General features: G+C 73.0%; 22 protein-coding genes. 10 read left to right on the plus strand and 12 right to left on the minus strand.

Annotated elements, in window-relative coordinates:
• From ABD211_RS13340 to ABD211_RS13350, 3 genes are all read left to right on the plus strand, one after another.
• Positions 1 to 491 (plus strand): DUF2332 family protein (locus tag ABD211_RS13340; RefSeq protein WP_344130194.1); only part of this gene is annotated, 491 nt, incomplete at its 5' end.
• Between the two features lie 133 nt (positions 492 to 624).
• On the plus strand, positions 625 to 1,161 hold the full coding sequence (locus tag ABD211_RS13345; protein WP_344130196.1) for an NfeD family protein: 537 nt from the start codon (positions 625 to 627) through the stop codon (positions 1,159 to 1,161).
• A gap of 44 nt (positions 1,162 to 1,205) precedes the next feature.
• Positions 1,206 to 2,735 carry a flotillin family protein gene (locus ABD211_RS13350; protein ID WP_344130199.1) on the plus strand — a complete coding sequence of 510 codons (1,530 nt, stop codon included), beginning with the start codon at positions 1,206 to 1,208 and terminating at the stop codon, positions 2,733 to 2,735.
• Between the two features lie 251 nt (positions 2,736 to 2,986).
• Here the strand turns inward: ABD211_RS13350 and ABD211_RS13355 are convergent, their stop codons facing one another.
• Positions 2,987 to 4,024, minus strand: coding sequence for a LacI family DNA-binding transcriptional regulator (locus tag ABD211_RS13355; protein WP_344130202.1), 1,038 nt, complete (start codon positions 4,022 to 4,024; stop codon positions 2,987 to 2,989).
• 181 nt (positions 4,025 to 4,205) lie between these two features.
• On the opposite strand from ABD211_RS13355, the gene ABD211_RS13360 reads away from it, so the two are divergent.
• From ABD211_RS13360 to ABD211_RS13385, 6 genes are all read left to right on the plus strand, one after another.
• Positions 4,206 to 5,495: a hemolysin family protein gene (locus ABD211_RS13360; RefSeq protein WP_344130205.1), complete on the plus strand. Its 1,290-nt coding sequence runs from the start codon at positions 4,206 to 4,208 to the stop codon at positions 5,493 to 5,495.
• Positions 5,492 to 6,547 (plus strand): hemolysin family protein, encoded by a 1,056-nt coding sequence (locus ABD211_RS13365; RefSeq protein ID WP_344130208.1) that lies wholly within the window; start codon positions 5,492 to 5,494, stop codon positions 6,545 to 6,547. The genes ABD211_RS13360 and ABD211_RS13365 overlap by 4 nt, the downstream gene beginning before the upstream one ends.
• A gap of 86 nt (positions 6,548 to 6,633) precedes the next feature.
• Positions 6,634 to 6,996, plus strand: a complete 363-nt coding sequence (locus ABD211_RS13370; protein WP_344130211.1) for a YraN family protein — start codon at positions 6,634 to 6,636, stop codon at positions 6,994 to 6,996.
• A gap of 132 nt (positions 6,997 to 7,128) precedes the next feature.
• Positions 7,129 to 8,694: a YifB family Mg chelatase-like AAA ATPase gene (locus ABD211_RS13375; protein WP_344130214.1), complete on the plus strand. Its 1,566-nt coding sequence runs from the start codon at positions 7,129 to 7,131 to the stop codon at positions 8,692 to 8,694.
• A 41-nt stretch (positions 8,695 to 8,735) separates the two neighbouring features.
• Entirely contained in the window at positions 8,736 to 9,896 is a 1,161-nt protein-coding gene (dprA, locus tag ABD211_RS13380) for a DNA-processing protein DprA (protein ID WP_425560404.1), read from the plus strand.
• Positions 9,897 to 9,978: 82 nt separating this feature from the next.
• Positions 9,979 to 10,509: a hypothetical protein gene (locus ABD211_RS13385; RefSeq protein WP_344130219.1), complete on the plus strand. Its 531-nt coding sequence runs from the start codon at positions 9,979 to 9,981 to the stop codon at positions 10,507 to 10,509.
• A gap of 26 nt (positions 10,510 to 10,535) precedes the next feature.
• Here the strand turns inward: ABD211_RS13385 and ABD211_RS13390 are convergent, their stop codons facing one another.
• The 11 genes from ABD211_RS13390 to rpsP form a co-directional block, all read right to left on the minus strand.
• Complete coding sequence (locus ABD211_RS13390; protein ID WP_344130221.1) at positions 10,536 to 11,120, minus strand: M23 family metallopeptidase; 585 nt, start codon at positions 11,118 to 11,120, stop codon at positions 10,536 to 10,538.
• Positions 11,121 to 11,204: 84 nt separating this feature from the next.
• Positions 11,205 to 11,528 carry a DUF2469 domain-containing protein gene (locus tag ABD211_RS13395; RefSeq protein WP_344130223.1) on the minus strand — a complete coding sequence of 108 codons (324 nt, stop codon included), beginning with the start codon at positions 11,526 to 11,528 and terminating at the stop codon, positions 11,205 to 11,207.
• Positions 11,529 to 11,550: 22 nt separating this feature from the next.
• Positions 11,551 to 12,300 (minus strand): ribonuclease HII, encoded by a 750-nt coding sequence (locus ABD211_RS13400; RefSeq protein WP_344130358.1) that lies wholly within the window; start codon positions 12,298 to 12,300, stop codon positions 11,551 to 11,553.
• On the minus strand, positions 12,300 to 12,791 hold the full coding sequence (locus ABD211_RS13405; RefSeq protein WP_344130226.1) for an NUDIX hydrolase: 492 nt from the start codon (positions 12,789 to 12,791) through the stop codon (positions 12,300 to 12,302). Before ABD211_RS13405 ends, ABD211_RS13400 begins: the two co-directional genes overlap by 1 nt.
• 40 nt (positions 12,792 to 12,831) lie before the next feature.
• Positions 12,832 to 13,479 (minus strand): signal peptidase I, encoded by a 648-nt coding sequence (gene lepB / locus ABD211_RS13410; RefSeq protein WP_344130229.1) that lies wholly within the window; start codon positions 13,477 to 13,479, stop codon positions 12,832 to 12,834.
• The gene (gene lepB / locus ABD211_RS13415) at positions 13,476 to 14,378 is read right to left on the minus strand and encodes a signal peptidase I (protein ID WP_344130360.1); all 903 of its coding nucleotides are present in this window, start codon (positions 14,376 to 14,378) and stop codon (positions 13,476 to 13,478) included. The genes lepB (ABD211_RS13410) and lepB (ABD211_RS13415) overlap by 4 nt, the downstream gene beginning before the upstream one ends.
• 461 nt (positions 14,379 to 14,839) lie before the next feature.
• The gene (gene rplS, locus ABD211_RS13420; RefSeq protein ID WP_344130232.1) at positions 14,840 to 15,196 is read right to left on the minus strand and encodes a 50S ribosomal protein L19; all 357 of its coding nucleotides are present in this window, start codon (positions 15,194 to 15,196) and stop codon (positions 14,840 to 14,842) included.
• Between the two features lie 90 nt (positions 15,197 to 15,286).
• Positions 15,287 to 16,066 carry a tRNA (guanosine(37)-N1)-methyltransferase TrmD gene (gene trmD, locus ABD211_RS13425; RefSeq protein WP_344130235.1) on the minus strand — a complete coding sequence of 260 codons (780 nt, stop codon included), beginning with the start codon at positions 16,064 to 16,066 and terminating at the stop codon, positions 15,287 to 15,289.
• A 13-nt stretch (positions 16,067 to 16,079) separates the two neighbouring features.
• Positions 16,080 to 16,586 carry a ribosome maturation factor RimM gene (rimM, locus tag ABD211_RS13430; RefSeq protein ID WP_344130363.1) on the minus strand — a complete coding sequence of 169 codons (507 nt, stop codon included), beginning with the start codon at positions 16,584 to 16,586 and terminating at the stop codon, positions 16,080 to 16,082.
• Positions 16,587 to 16,599: 13 nt separating this feature from the next.
• Positions 16,600 to 16,833: an RNA-binding protein gene (locus ABD211_RS13435; protein ID WP_344082261.1), complete on the minus strand. Its 234-nt coding sequence runs from the start codon at positions 16,831 to 16,833 to the stop codon at positions 16,600 to 16,602.
• 1 nt (position 16,834) lies between these two features.
• Positions 16,835 to 17,287: a 30S ribosomal protein S16 gene (gene rpsP / locus ABD211_RS13440; RefSeq protein ID WP_344130238.1), complete on the minus strand. Its 453-nt coding sequence runs from the start codon at positions 17,285 to 17,287 to the stop codon at positions 16,835 to 16,837.
• Between the two features lie 194 nt (positions 17,288 to 17,481).
• Between rpsP and ABD211_RS13445 the strand changes: the two genes are divergently transcribed.
• Positions 17,482 to 18,561, plus strand: a complete 1,080-nt coding sequence (locus ABD211_RS13445; RefSeq protein ID WP_344130241.1) for an amidohydrolase family protein — start codon at positions 17,482 to 17,484, stop codon at positions 18,559 to 18,561.
• Positions 18,562 to 18,623 lie beyond the last annotated feature (62 nt).

Raw genomic sequence — 18,623 nt, forward strand, 5'->3', positions numbered from 1 at the left:
CCGACGACGCCGACGCCGTGGCGTGGCTGCGCTCCTGCGTCTGGCCCGAGCAGACCGACCGGCTGGCCCGCTTGGACGCCGCGCTCGCGGAGGCGGCCCCGGCCGGCGTCCGGCTGGTCGCCGGCGACTCCGTCGACGCGCTGCCCGGCCTGCTCGCCGAGGTGCCCGCCGGCGCGGTGCCGGTGGTGTTCGCCTCGCATGCGCTCACCTATCTGGCGCCGTCCCGGCGGGCCGAACTCGTGGCGCTGCTGGCCGCCGAGGGCGCCCGACGCGACCTAGCCATGATCGTCAACGAGAGCGACTGCTGCGGCGTCGACCTGTTCGCCGCCACCCCGTCGACCCGGGACACGGCCGCGCGCACCTCCGCCACCCTGGCCACGGCCACCTGGCAGGCGGGCCGCCCGACAGTGACGGCGCTGGCGGTGACCGGCCCGCACGGGGCGTGGCTCGCCTGGGCACCGCGCCCGGTGCCCGCCGCCGCGGGGTTGTAGCCGGCGAAAGGCCAGTTACGTGCGGAATTGGGCGTCGGAATTCCGCAGATTTGGTCAAGAACGTCGACAGCACGGGCGGTGACCTGGCACCGGGCCGCTACTCTCGGGGACCGGACCGGGGGAGATGGGGCGCATGGACGGGATCACCACCACGTTTCTCGTCATCGGTGGCGTCGGTGTCGCCGTGCTCGCGATCTCCCTGTTCGTCGGTGACGTGCTGCACTTCGGGCACCCCGACCTCGACGGGCCGTTCTCGGTGCCGGCGGTGGCCGGTTTCGTGGGCGCGTTCGGGTTCGCCGGCGCGATCGCGGCCGACCTGGTCGGCGGGTCGGTCGGCACGCTCGGCGGCGTGCTCGCCGCCATCGTCATCGGCACACTGGCCGCGATCCCGACGGCGTGGCTGGCGATCCGGTTCGCCCGGGCCGCGAGCCGGATGCGCACCGACGCGACGCCCACGCAGGCCGACCTCGTGGGGCGGCTCGGCGTGGTCGTCACCCCCATCAACCCCGGCGGGTACGGGGAGGTGCGCGTACAGCTGGGCGGCCAGCCCGTGAAGCTGAACGCGCGCGCCGACCGCCCGCTGCCCCTGGGCGCACAGGTCTTCGTGGTCGAGACGATCAGCGACACGAGCGTCGTCGTCGAGGAGACCGCAGCCCTGCCGGGCGCCTGAATTTCCGCAGTTCCACCCCCACCTCTTCCCGGAAAGAAGGGTCGATGCAACCTCTCTTCATCGCCATCGGCGGCGGCGTTCTCCTCGTCGTACTCCTGGTGATCTTTATCCTGAGCCGGATCAAGGTCGCCGGGCCGAACGAGGCGTTCATCGTCACCGGCCGCAAGGGCAAGTCGGTGCAGAGCGCCGAGGGCGTCCGGTCCACGGACCTGTCCGGCCAGAAGGTCGTCATGGGCGCGTCCGTGTTCGTGATGCCGGTCGTGCAGAAGCTGCAGTCGCTCGACCTGTCCAGCCGCCGCATCCACGTGGAGATCCAGGGCGCGGTGACCAAGCAGGGCATCCGGGCCAACCTGCAGGGCGTGGCGATCGTCAAGGTCGGCGGCACCGAGAACGCGATCCGCGCGGCCGCGCAGCGCTTCCTCGGTCAGCAGTCCGGCATCGACCAGTTCACCTCGGAGGTCCTCGCCGGCGCGCTGCGCTCCATCGTCGGCCGGCTCACCGTCGAGGAGATCATCCGGGACCGGACGGCGTTCGCCTCGGCGGTCGCGGAGGAGGCCGAGCACTCGCTGACCAACCAGGGCCTGGTGCTGGACACGTTCCAGCTGCAGGACATCCTGGCCGAGGGCTCGTACCTGCAGGACCTGGGCCGGCCGGAGGCCGCCCGGGTGCTCAAGGAGGCCGCCATCGCCGAGGCCCGCGCCCGGCAGGCCGCCGAGCAGGAGCGGCTGCTCGCCGAGGAGGCGATCGCCGTGGCCAACCGCAACCTGGCCCTCAAGCAGGCCGCCATCCAGGCCGAGATCGACGCCGCCAAGGCGACGTCGGCCGCGGCCGGCCCGCTGGCCGAGGCCGAGCGCCAGCAGGTCATCCTCGCCGAGCAGCAGAAGGTCGCCGAGCGCAACGCGGAGCTCAAGGAGCGCCAGCTCGACACGGAGGTCCGCAAGCCCGCCGACGCCGCCCGCTACAAGGTGGAGCAGGAGGCCGAGGCGGCCCGCAACGCGGCCGTCCTGGAGGCCGACGCCCGTCGGCAGGCCACCATCGCCGCCGCGCAGGCGAAGGCCGAGCAGGACCGGCTCACGGGTGAGGGCGAGCGCGCCCGCCGCGCCGCGCTGGCCGAGGCCAACGCGATCGAGGGCGCCAAGCAGGGTGAGGCCGAGCAGAAGCGGCGTACCGCGATCGCGGAGGCCACCGAGCGCGAGGGCGCCGCGGAGGCGGCCGCCATCCTGGCCCGCGGCCAGGCGGAGGCCGAGGCGATGGGCAAGAAGGCCGAGGCCTTCGGCGAGTACGGCGAGGCCGCCATCCTGGACCTGCTCGTGAAGGTCCTGCCGCAGGTCGTGGCGGCGGCGTCGGCCCCGATGAGCTCGATCGACAAGATGACCGTCATCTCGACGGACGGCGCCTCGTCGCTCACGAAGAGCGTCTCGTCGAACGTGGCCCAGGGCCTGCAACTGGGCTCGGACCTGACCGGCATCGACCTGGCCGGCCTGCTGGCCCGCCTGGGCGGCGCGGCCGGCGAGTCGGCCGCGGCCCGCGCGGCGGCGACCAAGAACGGCGGCTCCGCCGCCATCGAAAGCTGATCCGCTAACGGGGCTGTGGCGAATGTGGACCGCGTAGCGACCCACATTCGCCACAGCCCTCTTGGGGTCTGGCTCGGCCGATTGGGGTCGGGACCGATAGCGCCTGGCAGGCGGCCTTGGTGGCCGTCGGGATGGTCACCAGGCCGCCGATCAGCCGGAACGTCCGCCTATTGGCGCCATCGCCATGGAATGCGGGCGCGGAATCCATGGCTGTGGCGCCGTTAGCCGGTTCACGCCCGCTGCCACGGCGATCAGCCGGGTGGGGCCGAGGAGTCGCGGACGATCAGGGTCGGGGCGAAGCGGATCTCCGTGTGGCGGTGGCCGTCCGCGGCCTCGTCGAGGAGCATGCCGGCCGCCGCGCGGCCCAGCTCGCGGACCGGGGTGCGCACGCTCGTCAGCGCCGGGTGCAGCAGCGCGGCGAAGTCCAGGTCGTCGTAGCCGACCACCGACACGTCCTCCGGCACGCGCCGGCCGCGCCGGGCGAGCCCGCGCATGACGCCCAGCGCGGCCAGGTCGTTGACACAGGCGATCGCGGTGGGCGGGTCGCGCCGGTCGAGGATCTCGTCGACGATCCGGTCGGCGTCCTCGACCAGCCGCGACGCGGGCGATATGCGCACCTCGACCAGCGCCTCCGCCGGGTCGAGACCGCTGGTCCGCAGCGCCGCGTGGAGGCCGGCCAACCGGTCGGTCGCCGGCACGACCTCGGGCGTGGCCCGCACGTAGGCGAGGCGGCGGTGGCCGAGGCCGGCCAGGTGCGCACCGACCAGCTCGCCGCCCAGGCGGTGGTCGACCGTGACGGCGCACGCGCCCGCACAGCCGTGCGGGCCGTCGACCAGCACGACCGGGGTGCCGCGCCGGCCGACCTCCAGGATGCCGGTGACGTCGTGGCTGGTCGGCGTGACGAGGATGCCGCGGACGGCCTGTTCCTCGAGGATGCGCAGGACCCGGGTCTCCTTGTCGGGGCGCACGTCGGTGCTGCAGGTGAGCGTCACGCAGCCCACCTCGGCGAGACCGTCCTCGATGCCCCGGTTGAGCGCCGCGTAGAACGGGTTGCCCTGGTCGAGCGTGACGACGCCGACCAGCTGCGAGGGCAGGCCGCGCAGTTGCCGGGCCGGGCCGCTGCGGACGAAGCCGACCCGCGCGATGACCTCCTCGACCCGGCGGCGGGTGTCCTCGGCGACCAGGCCGGGGTTGTTGAGGACGTTGGCGACGGTGCTGACCGACACGCCCGCGAGCTGCGCCACCTGCCGCATGCCGCCGCCCCGGCCCGACCGGCCCGCCCCTGTCATTGTGTGGACCTCCCCAGCGAATCCGGTCCACGATACCGACGCGGAACGCGCTTACCTATCGCACTCAGTCAATCCACAGCCGCGTGTGCTATCGTCAATTGATCATGAACGAAGGTAGCAGTACCGGGCCGGGCGGTGCCCGGCTTCCCGAGTGGGCCAGCCGCCGAAGGTGGCCCGCGCCATGTTGATCGTGGTCGGACTGCTGGCGATCGTCGCGCTGACGGTCGCTACGGGCTATTTCGTGGCCCAGGAGTTCGCCTTCGTCGCGGTGGACCGCGGCCGCCTGCGCGCGCAGGCCGAGCAGGGCGATGCCGCCGCCGCGCGGGCGCTCAAGGTCACCGCCCGGCTCTCCTTCATGCTCTCCGGCGCCCAGCTGGGCATCACCCTCACCGCGCTGCTCACCGGTTACGTCGCCGAGCCGTACCTCGGCGAGGGCCTCGCCCACCTGCTCGGCCTGGCCGGCGTGCCGCGGGCCGCCAGCCTGTCGATCGCGGTGGCCGTCGCGCTTTTGCTGGCCACCGCGATCCAGATGGTCCTCGGCGAGCTGGCCCCCAAGAACCTCGCCATCGCGCGCCCCGAGCTCCTCGCGACAAAGCTGGCGCGGTCGACGTTGATCTACCTCGCGATCGCCGGGCCGCTCATCCGGCTGTTCGACGCGACGTCCAACCGGCTGCTGCGCCGCGTCGGCATCGAGCCGATCGAGGAACTGCCGCACGGCGCGACCGCCGAGGATCTGGACCGGATCATCGACGAGTCGGTCAACCAGGGCGTCCTCGACGAGGACACGTCCAAGCTGCTGGCCCGCGGCCTGCATTTCCGCGAGCGTACGGCCGGCGAGGTCATGATCCCGCGCGTCGACGTGGTCACCATCGCCGCCCGCGAGCCGGCCACCCGGGTCGTGGACCTGCTCGACACGGGCCACAGCCGGTTCCCCGTGACGGGCACGGGCGTCGACGACGTCATCGGCATCGTCTCCATCGCCGAGGTGCGCGACCTGGCGCCCGACCGACGGACCGGCACCAGTGTCGCCGACATCGCCACGCCGCCGCTGCTCGTGCCGGAGAGCGCCGCGCTGCCCCGGGTGCTCGACCGGCTGCGCGCCGAGCGGCGCCAGATGGCCTGCGTCATGGACGAGTACGGGGGCTTCGCGGGCGTACTCACGCTTGAGGATGTTGCTGAGGAGCTCGTCGGGGACATCCGCGACGAGGATGACCTCGCCTCCCCCGCGCCCGTGCGGGACGCGGCGGGCTCGTGGCTGCTGCCGGGCCGCTGGCGGCCCGACGAGATCGAGGACACCACCGGGGTACGGCTGCCCGACAGCGACCGCTACGACACCGTGGCCGGGCTGGTGCTGGCCACGCTGGGCCGGGTCGCCGAGGTCGGGGACCAGGTGACGGTCGGCGACGCCACCCTCACGGTCGAGCAGGTGCGCCGACGGGTGCCGCACCTGGTGCGGATGGTCACGCGATGAGCGCGTGGGTCGTGCTGTTCTCCGTCGCCCTGCTGGCGCTCAACGGGTTCTTCGTGGCGGCCGAGTTCGCGCTCGTGGCCGCCAAACGGCACCGCCTGGAGCAGGCGGCCGCGACCGGCAACCGTGCCGCGCAGGCCGCGCTGGCCGGCAGCCGGGAGCTGTCCATGATGCTGGCCGGCGCGCAGCTCGGCATCACGCTGTGCACGCTGGGCCTGGGCGCGCTCGCCAAGCCGGCGGTGGCGCGCCTGCTCACGCCCGCGCTGGACGCGGCCGGGCTGCCGCACGACGTGGCGTACGCGGTGGCGTTCATCCTGGCCGTCATGGTGGTCGGCTTCCTGCACGTGGTGGTCGGCGAGATGGCGCCCAAGTCGTGGGCGATCAGCCATCCCGAGGACTCGGCGCTGATGGTGGCGCGGCCGTTCCGGGCCTTCACCCGGCTCACCCGCCCGGCCCTGACCGCGCTCAACGCCCTGGCGAACGCCTGCCTGCGGCTGGTGAAGGTAACCCCGCAGGACGAGCTGGCCCAGGCGCACGGCCCACAGGAGCTGCGCCTGCTGCTCGACTCGTCCCGCGAGCACGGCACCCTCGCCGCCGCGGAACACGAGCTGCTCACCGCGATGCTGAAGATCCAGCAGAGTACGGTCGAAAAGATCACGATCGGGCTGGCTGACGTGGTGGGGGTCCCTTCGGGTGCGTCCGCCGCCGACGTGGAACGGGTGAGCCGCGAATCCGGCCGCTCCCGGCTGTTCGTCGTCGACGCCGGTGGCGCGATCGTGGGGCTGGTCCACGTCCGGGACGCGGTTCGGGCGACGACCGCGGGGGTGCCGGCGAGCGCCGGTGACCTGGCGGCCGCGCCGTTCACGGTGCCGGCGCGCGCGCCGGTCGCGGGCGCGGTGCGGGCGATGCGCGAGGCGCGGGCGCAGCTGGCCGTGGTGGTGGACGACGCCGGGGCGCCGGTGGGCGCCATCGCGCTGGAGGACCTGATCGAACAGCTCATCGGCCAGTTCGACGACGAGACGGATCCGGTGCCGGCGGCCGCTCGGCGTCGCTGAGGACGGTTGTCCACATCGGCCGCCGGTTGTCCACAGATCGGGTGACGGGCGTGGCGGGGACCGCCGGGTCGGCCCACCGTGGGGGCATGACGTGGGTTGGCAACGCTGTGGGCGGCTACGGGGAGCGGGTCGCCGTCCGGCTCCTCATCGACGCGGGCATGGTGATCCTGGACCGCAACTGGCGCGACGGCCGGCGGGGCGAGCTGGACATCGTCGCCCGCGACGGGGAGACGATCGTCTTCTGCGAGGTGAAGACCCGCCGCGGCGCGGCGTTCGGCACCCCCGCGGAGGCGGTCACCCCGGCGAAGGTGCGCCGCCTGCGGCAGCTCGCCGCCGCCTGGCTCGCCGCCCACCCCGGCGCGGGCGGCGAGGTCCGCTTCGACCTGGTCGCCGTCCATCCGCAGCCGTCGGGCCCGGCCGTCACGGAACACCTCCGCGCCATCCTGTAGCACGTCCCGCCCGCCCCCGCGCGTTGTCCACACCACCCTCCGTCATCCACAGATCTTCGGGGTACGCCGTTCCGGCGGCGCCGCGGTGACCACTGTGGACGCCATGACTTCAACCACCTTCGGGGTGCGGTGATGGGCTACGCGCGGGTGTGCGCGGTCGGGCTCGTCGGCCTGACGGGGCACCTCGTCACCGTCGAGGCCGACCTGTCCGCCGGCCTGCCCGGTCTCACCCTGTCCGGCCTGCCCGACACGGCCCTGCACGAGGCGCGCGACCGGGTCCGCGCCGCGATCGTCAACTCCGGCGAGCCGTGGCCCAACCGGCGCATCATCGTCAACCTGCTGCCCGCCACCCTGCCCAAGTACGGTTCCTCGTTCGATCTCGCGATCGCGGTGTCGTTGCTGGTCGGCGCCGGGCGCCTGCCGCAGGCCGCGATCGACGGCGTGGTGGTCCTCGGCGAGCTGGGCCTGGACGGCACGATCCGGGCCGTGCGCGGGGTGCTGCCCGCGCTGGTCGCCGCCCGGCGCGAGGGGGTGCGCCGGTTCATCGTGCCCAGCGCCAACCTGGCCGAGGCGGCCCTGGTCCCCGACGCGACCGTGTACGGCACGGACGCCCTGCACCAGTTCATCTCGTTCATCCGTGACGGCTCGCCGCTCGTGGCGCCGTCCGCTTCCGTGGCCCCTCCGGCTGATGTCGAGGTCGACCTCGCGGACATCGCCGGGCAGTCGCGTGGCCGGCGGGCGCTGGAGGTCGCGGCGGCGGGCGGGCATCACCTGCTGCTGCTCGGGCCGCCGGGGGCGGGCAAGACGATGCTGGCCCAGCGGCTGCCCACGATCCTGCCGCCGCTCACCGACGCGGAGGCCCTGGAGGTCACCGCCGTGCGGTCGATCGCCGGGCAGCTCGCGCCGGCCGCGACGCTGATCCGCCGGCCGCCCTTCCAGGCGCCCCACCACTCGGCGTCGATGGCGGCGCTCGTCGGCGGCGGCAGCGGCCTCGCCCGGCCCGGAGCGATCACCCTCGCCCATCGCGGTGTGTTGTTCCTGGATGAGGCGCCCGAATTCTCGTCGAGGGTGCTCGACGCGTTGCGCCAGCCGCTGGAGGAGGGCCGCGTGTCGATCGCCCGCAGCCGGGGCGCTACGGCCTACCCGGCACGCGTGCAGCTCGTCCTCGCCGCGAACCCGTGCCCGTGCGCCGCGTCCGGCGCCGAGTGCACCTGCACCCGGGTGGCGAAGCGGCGCTACCTCACCCGCCTGTCCGGCCCGCTGCTGGACCGCATCGACCTGCAGATCACGCTGTACCCGGTCACGCCCGCGCAACTGTTCGCCGAGCGCGGCGAGATCGAGCCGTCGGCCACCGTGGCGCGGCGGGTCGCGCGCGCCCGGGCCGTCGCCGCGGCCCGGTGGGCGGCCGAGGGCTGGGCCACGAACAGCGAGGTGCCCGGCGCCGCGCTCCGCCGCCGTCCGTGGCGTCTGCCCGCCGCCGCCACGNGCGCCGCGCCCCGCCGCCGTCCGTGGCGTCTGCCCGCCTCCGCCACGCGCACGCTCATGGGGGCGCTCGACCGTGGGCAGCTCTCGGCGCGCGGGCACGACCGCGTGCTGCGCGCGGCCTGGACCCTCGCCGACCTGGCCGGTCTCGACTCCCCCGGCGCCGCCGAGGTCAACGAGGCGATCGACCTCCGCACGGGACAGAGGCCGGCATGAGCAACGTGAAGGGGGCCGGCACAAACACTGATCCTGATCGGTTGGCGTTTGTCGCGCTGGCCCATCTCGTCGAGCCCGGGCGGCGTGACCTGGGCGTGCTCGTGCGGCAGGTGGGCGCGACGGCCGCGCTGGAGCGGCTGCTCGCCGGCGAGGTGGACGACAACCTGCGCCAGATCGTCGAGCCGCGGCTGGTGCACATCGCGCCGCGCGGCACGGTCGCCGAGGCGCTGCTGCACGCCGCCCGGGCCACGGTGCGGGCCGACCGGCTCGGCGTGGACCTGCTCACCCCGCTCGACGACGGCTGGCCGCACCAGCTCCGCGACCTGGTCCGGCTCAGCCGGGACAACGGCAGGATCGTCGACCGGGACACCGACCCACCGCTGTGCCTGTGGGTGCGCGGCGCCGAGCCGCTGGCCGACGCCTGCGACCGCTCCGTGTCGGTGATCGGCGCCCGCGCCGCCACCGCGTACGGCGAGCACATGGCCTCCGAGTTGGCCTACGGCCTGGCGCAGCGCGGCTGGACGGTGGTCTCCGGCGGCGCGTTCGGCATCGACGCGGCGGCGCACCGGGGCGCGCTCGCGGCGGGCGGGGTGACGATCGCGATCCTCGCCTGCGGCGTCGACCGGCCGTACCCGCTGAGCCTGTCCGGGATGTTCGAGCGGATCGTCGACGGCGGCGGCCTGCTGCTCAGCGAGTGGCCGCCCGGCAGCGACCCGCACCGCGTCCGGTTCCTGGTCCGCAACCGGGTCATCGCGGCGCTCACCCGCGGCACCGTCATGGTCGAGGCGGGCAAGCGCAGCGGCGCCCGGTTCACGCTGCACCGCGCCATCCGGCTCGGGCGCCCGGCGCTCGTCGTGCCCGGGCCGGCCACATCGGAGTCGTCCGTCGGCTGCCACGAGGAGCTGCGCGCCGAAGGAACCCGGCTGGTCGCCACGGTGGCCGACATCGTCGAGGAGGTCGGCCGGATCGGCCTGGACCTGGCCGACGAGGTCCGCGCCCCGGAACGGACCCTGGACGTCCTCACCGGCCTGCAGGCGCAGGTCCTCGACGGGGTGCGGCCCCGCGCGGCCCGCACCGCCGAGGAGGTCGCGGCGGCGGCCGGCGTGGCGATCCGCGACGCGCGGGCGACCCTGCCGGCGCTGGTCGACCTCGGGTTCGTCGTCTGCCACGACGGTCGGTACCGCCTCGCTCCGGCGCCCTGACCGGTAGCGGGCCGCCCGCGGCGGCGGTAGCGTCATCGACGCACGTCCCTGCCCGGCTGGCCACACGAACGGGGGCGACTCGATGGCGGTCGCGGAGACGGTGGTGACCATCGCGGGCGGCGCCCTGTCCGTGACGGCCGGCGTGGTGGTCGGCGCGGTCCTCGCCCGCCGGGCCCAGGACCGGCACTGGCTGCGCGACCGGCAGCTCGCCGCGTACCAGGAGCTGTTGCGGCACTACGCCACGTTCGCCATGGTGCTCAGACGCGCCCACGGCGGACGGACGTCGTGGGACTACGACTGGGCGGCCTGGAGCGCGGCGCTGACGTCGGCGAGCCTGGTCGCCCCTCTCGAGGTCGCGGAGCAGATCGACGCTTTCGGGCTGGCGGTCGGGCGGTTTCTCGCCAAGGCGAGTGTGGACACGGGAGTCCACACATTGACCGATGACGAGTTCGCGCAGGCGATGGTGGCGCCCGCCGAGGCGCAGCGCGCGCTGGTGAACGCCATCCGCAGGTCGCTGGCCCACGGCCAGAAGGACCTACCGATGGCCCTCGGCGGATCCCTGACCGCCGCACGGCACCCCACCGACCCGACCGGCGACCGCGAACAGACCTGACGCCCCTCCCCGCGTGGTCGGATGGGTCAGGCGCCCGGGAGCGGCTTCAGGCGGAGGCGGGGCGGGCCCAGGAGCGAGAGCGGGTCGAGGTAGGTGTCGCCGCGGCGGGCGCCCCAGTGCAGGCACGCCGCCGCCGGACAGCCGGCGTGGCCGGCGGACACGGTCCCGATCAGGGCGCCGGCAGCTACCTCGTCGCCGACGGCGACGAGCGGATCCACCGGCTCGTACGTGGTGCGCAGACCGCCCGGATGGGCCACGCTGACGACGCCCCGCCCGGCCAGGTCACCGGCGAAGACGACAACCCCGGGCCCGGCCGCCCGGACCGGGTCGCCCGCTCGGGCCGCCAGGTCGACGCCCCGATGCCCCGGCAGCCACGGCTTGTCCGGCGGGTCGAACCCTCGGGTCACCGTCGGTGATCCGCCCAGCGGCCAGCTCAGCCACCCGGACGGCACGTCCCCGTCCGGGGCGCGGGCGGACAACGCCGGGCCGGCGGAGGCCGCCCACGACGACGCGGCGGCGCCCGACCCGATCAGGGCCAGGGCTACGACAGGAACGGCGAGCAGCGGACGGATCAGGGCCGGGCGACGGGGCTGAGCGGACGACGGAGGCATGCCCACAGCCTGGCGGGACACGCCATGGCCGCGCGCGCCCGAGGCGGCAACCTGTGGACGACGGGGCGCGCTGTGGAAAACCGGTCAGGCGCCGAAGCCGCCCTCGGTGGGCAGGGAGATGTCGGGCTTCTCCAGCTCCTCCACGTTGACGTCCTTGAAGGTCATGACGCGCACGTTCTTCACGAACCGCGCGGGACGGTACATGTCCCAGACCCAGGCGTCGTGCATCTCCACCTCGAAGTAGACCTCGCCGTCCACGTTACGGACGTGCAGCTCCACCTGGTTGGCCAGGTAGAAGCGCCGCTCGGTCTCCACGACATAGGAGAACTGCCGGACGATGTCGCGGTACTCCCGGTAGAGCTGCAGCTCCATCTCGGTCTCGTACTTTTCGAGATCTTCGGTGCTCATCGCCCTGTGCCCCTGGCCCTCATCACGAACCGTCCTTCCTACCGTCGTCATTCTCGCCCACGAGCACGCGCCCGGCGCCCGCGGCGACGGCCGCCACGCCGACCGTACCGCGACTCGCCGCGCGGCCCGCGCCCACCGCCGCCACATTCGCGTACGAGAACCGGTGGTGTTCGCAGGCACCGTGCGCATCCAGCGCCGCAGCGTGCTCGGCGGTCACGTACCCCTTGTGCACAGCAAAGCCGTACGCCGGAAATTCCCGATCCAACTCCACCATGATCCGGTCTCGGGTCACCTTCGCGAGCACGCTCGCGGCGGCGACGCAGGCCGCCACCTGATCACCCTTCCACACCGCGAGCCCCGGCACGCCCAACCCGTCCACGCGAAAACCGTCGGTGAGGACATAATCCGGGCGTACCGACAGGCCGGCAAGTGCCCGGCGCATCCCGGCGAGGTTGCACACGTGCAGGCCCCGGGTGTCGACCTCGGTCGGCGGGATCACGACCACGGCGGTGGCCAGCGCGCGGGCCATGACCTCGTCGAAGACGCGCTCGCGGGCGGCCAGGGTGAGCAGCTTCGAGTCGGCCAGGCCGGGCACCTCGCCGCGGCGGCCCTCCGGCAGGATCGCGGCGGCCACCACGAGCGGGCCCGCGCAGGCCCCCCGGCCGGCCTCGTCGGCCCCGGCCACCAGGGCGAAGCCCCGGCGCTGCAGGGCACGCTCGAGCGCGTACAGCCCGCCGTCCCGGCGGACCACCGTGCGCGACGGCGGCAGCATCACGCCTCCAGGATCTCCCGCAGCACGTCCGCCAGCTCCGTCGGGTAGCACCGCTCGGTGGTCGCCGCCAGCTCGTCAACGGACCACCAGGCGAACCCGTCGATGTACGCGGACTCGATGTCGTCGAAGCCGGCGCGGCTGAACGTCCAGTCGGACCCGGGGACCCGCGCCAGAAAGAACTCCTGCTCCTGGACGTACCACTCGCCGGCGAACGGGAACTCCGTCACCTCGCGCCACACCGGCCCCGTCAGGTCGTCCGCCGCCAACCCGAGCCCGGTCTCCTCACGCAGCTCGCGCACGGCGGCGTCGCGGTAGCTCTCCCCGTCGTCGAGGCCGCCGCCGACCGTGAACCAGTACAGATGGTCGGGCCGGTGCGGGTCGCGCCCGTGCAGCATGAGCACCCGGTCGCACCCGTCGAGCAGCAGCACGCGAGCCGCCCGACGCGACCGCGCAGCCACGCCAGGCGGTCGGGTCACATTTCGCTCGCTCACGACGGGACAGCCTAGCCCGTGCGGGTGACAACGACGGGCGTCAACCGCCCGGCGGCGCGGGGACGCCGTCGAATGTGGACGGAACCGTGAGCCAGGTCGCGCGGGTGAACGGCCAGAAGAGCACGAAGGCCCGGCCGACGACCGAGTCGACGGGGATCGTCGAGGCGGTGGCGTCGCCGTTGGTGCGCTTGAACAGCTCGTGCGAGTCGCCCGAGTGCGAGCGGTGGTCGCCCATGACCCACAGGCGTCCGGCCGGCACCACGACGTCGAACCGGGAGTCGCTCGGCTCATCGGTGCCCTGCGCGTCGGAGTACAGGTACGACGTCTCGTCGAGCGCCTTGCCGTTGACCGTGATGCGGTTCTGCGCGTCGCAGCAGACGACGTGGTCACCGGGCGTGCCGATGACGCGCTTGATGAAGTCCTTCTCGTTCGGATCGGAGCGCCACATCATCGGCGCCTCGAACACGATGATCTCGCCACGGTGCGGGTCGCGGAAGTCGTACACCAGCTTGTTGACGAGCACACGGTCGTTGATGTTGAGCGTGTTCTCCATCGACTCGGACGGGATGAAGAAGGTCTGCAGAACGAACGCGCGCACCACGATCGCGACGACGATGGCGACGCCGAGCAGGATCGGCAGCTCGCGCCAGAAGGGGGTGCGGGTCTTGGCGGGTTGCTCGTCAATCACCACAGAAGCCTACGACCTCGTCTCCGATGGATACGCACCGAACGCGCCGATATCGCCAAAGACGCGAGAATCGGCAAACCGACAACCCCCCACGCGGTCGCGTCGGCCCCCGGAAGCGGGCCGGTCGTGGCGCCGGAGGCCACCGTGGTGGGCACGTCGGCGAGGCTGTCCGGCGCCGGGAGCATCTTCCAGCGGTCCTTGGGCCACACCACGACGAAGGCGCGGCCGATCACGTCCTCCATGGGGACGGTGCCGCTGCACCGGGAGTCCAACGAGACCGACCGGTGGTCACCCATCACGAACAGCTGGCCCGGCGGGACGATCACTTCGTCGAAGTTGCGCACGAGGCACATGTGTGGCTGCGACGGGTCGACCAACGGCGCGGGGTTGTTGATGTAGGGCTCGTCGAGGGACTGGCCGTTCACGACGACCCGACCCTGGTCGTCGCAGCACTTGATGTGGTCGCCGGGCAGGCCGATGACGCGCTTGATGAAGTCCTTCTCGTTGGGCTGGCTAAGGCCGATGAGGTCGCTGAAGGTGCGCCCGAACCGGCTGAGCAGTGAGGTGGGCTTCTCGATTTTGTTGTCGGGCTCGTGCTGCCAGTTGCCTGAGCCCTTGAAGACGATGATCTCGCCGCGCTTGATGCCGCGCACCCCGTAGACGACCTTGTTGACCAGCACCCGGTCCTTGACGAGCAGGGTCTGCTCCATCGAGCTGGACGGGATGTAGAAGGCCTGCACGAGGAACGTGCGGATCAGCACCGCCAGACAGAAGGCCACCACGAGCAGCAGCGGCAGCTCCAGGAACAGCGGCATGGGCCCCCGCGCGCGCGGACGCTTGACCGGCTCACGCTTGGCGGCGTGCCGCCCGTCGTCGTCATAGTTGACCTTGCGGGCGATCCGCGAGGGCCGCCGCTCCGGCTCGTACGGCGGCCGGCCGTGCCCCGGGTGCGATGAAGCGGCCGACGGGTAGCCTCGCCCGCCGGCCGGATAGTTGCCCGAGGGCCCACCCCCCGTATGGGGTGGTCGGGGCGATCCGTAGACGGGCGCGGCGCCCGAGGGCGGGTATTCCGGGCGGCGGCCGCTGGCCGGCGGCTGGCCACGGTAGCCGGGGACGCCGTAGCCGCCCGGCGCGCCGCCGGGGTAGGCCGCGTCGTCACCGCGGTCCGAGCTGTCGAGCTTGCCGTCCATCACGGGAATCAGCGTAGTTGGCTGCGGGCCGTCACGACATCCGCCTCAGTGGTGGACGTGAGATCATTTTCCGAAACATCGCCGGTCACGGTGCCACGAACCGGTGAAAGAACCAATGCCAAAAGCCCCCGGGACACACGTCCCAGGGGCTGTGACGGAGGTGTCCGCGCTCAGGCGGGCAGCTTCTCGCGGCGCTCCTTGATCTTGGCCTTCTTGCCGCGGAGCTCGCGCAGGTAGTAGAGCTTGGCGCGGCGCACGTCACCGCGCGTCACCACCTCGATCTTGTCGAGCGAGGGGCCGTTGAGCGGGTAGGTCCGCTCGACGCCGACGCCGAAGCTGACCTTGCGGATCGTGAAGGTCTCCCGCAGACCCGAGCCCTGGCGGCGGATGACGACGCCCTGGAAGATCTGGATGCGGGAACGGTTGCCCTCGACAACCCGCACGTGCACCTTGAGCGTGTCGCCAGCGGCAAACCGGGGAATGTCGGTCCGCAGCGACTGGGCGTCGAGGGCGTCCAGGGTGTTCATCGCATGTCCTAGGGCTCACGGCGCGGCGGGACCGCGCGGAAATCGGTCTTTGTGTGTGCGCGGCGGAGCGAGCCACCTGCGGCAACCCCACTACTTTGCCACATCGACCTCGGTAACCGGAAATCCGGGTGCCTGATAACCGGCCGACGTCAGCGCCGTCACATCGTGCTTGCCCAGCTTAGCCGGGTCCAGGGCGGCCAGGAGGTCGGGTCGGCGTTCCGCCGTGCGGGTGAGCGCCGCCGCGCGCCGCCAGCGGGCGATGCGCCCGTGGTCACCGGAGCGCAGCACGTCGGGCACCTCGCGGCCGCGCCAGACGGCCGGCTTGGTGTACACCGGGGTCTCCAGCAGACCGTCGACGTGCGACTCGTCGACCAGCGACTCGGCGTTACCGAGGACGCCGGGCAGCAGCCGGGTCACCGCCTCCATGATCACGAGCACCGCGACCTCGCCGCCGAAGAGCACGTAGTCGCCGAGGGAGACCTCGCTCACCCGGCCCCGCACCGCGGCCTCGTCGAGGACCCGCTGGTCGATGCCCTCGTAGCGGCCGCACGCGAAGACCAGGTGCGACTCGGTCGCCAGCTCGTGGGCCGTGCGCTGGGTGAACAGCGCCCCGGCCGGGCTCGGCACGACCAGGTGCGCACCGGCGGGGAGCAGCGCGTCGAGTGCCTCGCCCCACGGCTCGGGCCGCATGACCATGCCGGGGCCGCCGCCGTACGGGGTGTCGTCCACGGTGCGGTGCACGTCGTGGGTCCAGTCCCGCAGGTCGTGCACGGCGATCTCGAGCAGGCCGGAGGCCCGCGCCTTGCCGATGAGCGACAGTTCGAGCGGGGCGAGGTACTCCGGGAAGATCGTCACGATGTCCGCGCGCATCCGGATTCCCCCACTAAAGATCAAATAAGCCGTCGGGCGGGGTCAGCACGACCCGCCCGGCCGCGACGTCCACCTCGGGGACGATCGCCTTCACGAACGGCACGAGGGCCGTCTTGCCGCCGGTCAGCCGCACGTGCAGCAGGTCACTGGCGGGGGCGTGCTCCACGCGGACGACCTTGCCCAACTCAACGCCCAGGTCGTCGACAGCGGCGAGGCCGACCAGCTGGTGATCGAGGAACTCGTCCGGGTCCTCCGGGTCGGGCAGGTCGGCGGTGTCGACGCAGAGCAGAACGCCGCGCAGCCCTTCGGCGATCGTGCGGTCCGCGATGCCCTCGAACGTCACCAGCAGCCAGCCCTTGTGCGGCCGCATGCTGTTGACGGTCAGCGGGCCGGCCGCCGCCGGATCAGTGATGAGCACCGACCCGGCGGCGAAGCGCGCCTCGGGTTCGTCCGTGCGCGGCTCCACGGAGAGTTCCCCGCGGATGCCGTGCGGACGCCCGACGCGCCCGACCACAACCAGCATGAGAGATCAATCAGTACGCGTCGACGATGTCGACCCGCACGCCCCGGCCACCGACCGAGGTGATCACCTGCCGAAGGGCCTTGGCGGTGCGACCGCCACGACCGATCACGGTGCCCAGGTCCTCGGGGTGCACCCGGACCTCGAGACGCTGCCCACGCCGACCATCGATCATGCGCACGCGGACGTCGTCGGGGTGGGTGACGATGCCCTTGACCAGGTGCTCCAGTGCCGGCCGGAGCGCCACGTCAGCTCTCCGCACCGGCGTCGGCAACGGCCTGCTCCTCAGCCGGGGCCTCGGCGGCCTTCTTCTTCGCCGGAGCCTCCTTCTTGACCTTGGGCGTCTCGGCGGCGAGACCGGCGGCGGCCTGCGCCTCAGCCTCGTACGTCGCGGTGCGGCTGGCCTTCTGCGGGGCGACCTTCAGCGGCTCGGCGGGGGCGGGCAGGCCCTTGAACTTCTGCCAGTCACCGGTCTTGGAGAGGATCGCCACGACCGGCTCGCTCGGCTGCGCGCCGACGGAGAGCCAGTGCTGCACCCGCTCGGAGTTGACCTCGATGCGCGAGGGGTCCTCCTTCGGGTGGTAGAGCCCGATCTGCTCGATCGCGCGACCGTCCCGCTTGGTGCGGGAGTCGGCGACGACGATGCGGTACTGCGGGTTGCGGATCTTGCCCATCCGCAGAAGCCGGATACGAACGGCCACGGTTTTTTCGCTCCTGAGTTGATAAAGCTGAGCGTGCTCCCCGCTCCCGTGGGGTTGGGCGCGGTCGGCTACTCGTGGACTGACCCGCGGCCGGGTTAGAGGGCTCGGCCGCACGTCGGATACCAGCGAACTATTCTGCCAGATCGGACGCCGCGACTCGAACGCGGGCGGCCCCGGAAGGTGGGTACGGCGTTATGGCCCTACATGTGCGCGGCGTCCTGCTCCCCGACGACCAGACCCGCGATCTCTGGCTGGTTGGCGACCGGGTCAGCCTGACCCCGGTGGCGGACGCCACGACGGTCGTGGACGGCGGGTTCATCCTGCCCGGACTGGTCGACGCCCACTGCCACATCGGCATCCGGCCCGGCGGCGCGCCGATCGGGTCCGTTGACGAGGCCCGCGCGCTCGCCACCGTCGACCGGGACGCGGGCGTGCTGGCGATCCGCGACGCCGGCTCGCCCTACCCGTACCCCGAATTGGATCATGATCCCGACGTGCCGCGACTGGCCCGGGCGGGGCGACACGTCGCGCCGCCGCGCCGCTACCTGCGCGACATCGGGGTCGAGGTAGGTGCCGACGGCGTCGACGCGGCCGTGCGCGAGCAGGCCGCCCTCGGCAACGGCTGGGTGAAGCTCGTGGGCGACTGGATCTCCCGGGAGGCCGGCGACCTGGCCCCCGCCTGGGACGCCGCCACCATGACCGGCGCGGTCGCCGCGGCGCACGCGGCCGGCGCCCGGGTGGCGGTCCACACCTTCGCCGAGGAGCCGGTGGCGGCGCTGGTGCGCGCCGGGGTGGACTCGGTCGAGCACGGCACCGGCCTGTCGGACGCGGACATCGCCGAGATGGCGGCGCGCGGCACCGCCCTCGTACCCACAATGATCAACATCATGACCTTCGGCAACATCGCCGCGCGGGCCGAGGCCAAATTCCCCGGGTACGCGAAGCACATGCTGGCCCTGCGCGACCGGCACGCGGGGGTGGTCGCCGACGCGTACGCGGCCGGGGTGCCGATCTTCGTGGGCAGCGACGCGGGCGGCGGCATCGCCCACGGCCGGGCGGCCGACGAGATGCTCATGCTGCACACCGCCGCCGGCTTGCGCCCGCTCGACGTGCTCGCCGCCGCGTCCTGGGGGGCGCGGGCCTGGCTCGGCTTCCCCGGCCTCGTCGAGGGTGGATTCGCGGACCTGGTCGCCTATCCCACCGATCCGCGCGCCGACCTCGAGGTCGTGCGCGCCCCGTCCCGGATCATCCTGCGGGGCCGCGTAATTCGATAGTCCAATATCGATAGTCCGGGCCACTGTGGCGTGACGCTCTGTGACAGCATGGTACGGGGAGG

The sequence above is a fragment of the Luedemannella flava genome (genome assembly GCF_039528515.1).
Classification (GTDB): Bacteria; Actinomycetota; Actinomycetes; order Mycobacteriales; family Micromonosporaceae; genus Luedemannella; species Luedemannella flava.

What these genes read in the sequence shown, in the direction of transcription:
- rplS (WP_344130232.1), bottom strand. Translation starts at nt 15,196, where the DNA reads ATGAACACCCTGGACGCCCTCGACGCCCAGTCGCTGCGGACCGACATT.
- ABD211_RS13390 (WP_344130221.1), bottom strand. Translation starts at nt 11,120, where the DNA reads ATGCCTCCGTCGTCCGCTCAGCCCCGTCGCCCGGCCCTGATCCGTCCG.
- ABD211_RS13400 (WP_344130358.1), bottom strand. Translation starts at nt 12,300, where the DNA reads ATGCTGCCGCCGTCGCGCACGGTGGTCCGCCGGGACGGCGGGCTGTAC.
- ABD211_RS13395 (WP_344130223.1), bottom strand. Translation starts at nt 11,528, where the DNA reads ATGAGCACCGAAGATCTCGAAAAGTACGAGACCGAGATGGAGCTGCAG.
- ABD211_RS13345 (WP_344130196.1), top strand. Translation starts at nt 625, where the DNA reads ATGGACGGGATCACCACCACGTTTCTCGTCATCGGTGGCGTCGGTGTC.
- ABD211_RS13385 (WP_344130219.1), top strand. Translation starts at nt 9,979, where the DNA reads ATGGCGGTCGCGGAGACGGTGGTGACCATCGCGGGCGGCGCCCTGTCC.
- ABD211_RS13350 (WP_344130199.1), top strand. Translation starts at nt 1,206, where the DNA reads ATGCAACCTCTCTTCATCGCCATCGGCGGCGGCGTTCTCCTCGTCGTA.
- ABD211_RS13365 (WP_344130208.1), top strand. Translation starts at nt 5,492, where the DNA reads ATGAGCGCGTGGGTCGTGCTGTTCTCCGTCGCCCTGCTGGCGCTCAAC.
- ABD211_RS13360 (WP_344130205.1), top strand. Translation starts at nt 4,206, where the DNA reads ATGTTGATCGTGGTCGGACTGCTGGCGATCGTCGCGCTGACGGTCGCT.
- ABD211_RS13445 (WP_344130241.1), top strand. Translation starts at nt 17,482, where the DNA reads ATGGCCCTACATGTGCGCGGCGTCCTGCTCCCCGACGACCAGACCCGC.
- ABD211_RS13355 (WP_344130202.1), bottom strand. Translation starts at nt 4,024, where the DNA reads ATGACAGGGGCGGGCCGGTCGGGCCGGGGCGGCGGCATGCGGCAGGTG.
- trmD (WP_344130235.1), bottom strand. Translation starts at nt 16,066, where the DNA reads ATGCGCGCGGACATCGTGACGATCTTCCCGGAGTACCTCGCCCCGCTC.
- ABD211_RS13370 (WP_344130211.1), top strand. Translation starts at nt 6,634, where the DNA reads ATGACGTGGGTTGGCAACGCTGTGGGCGGCTACGGGGAGCGGGTCGCC.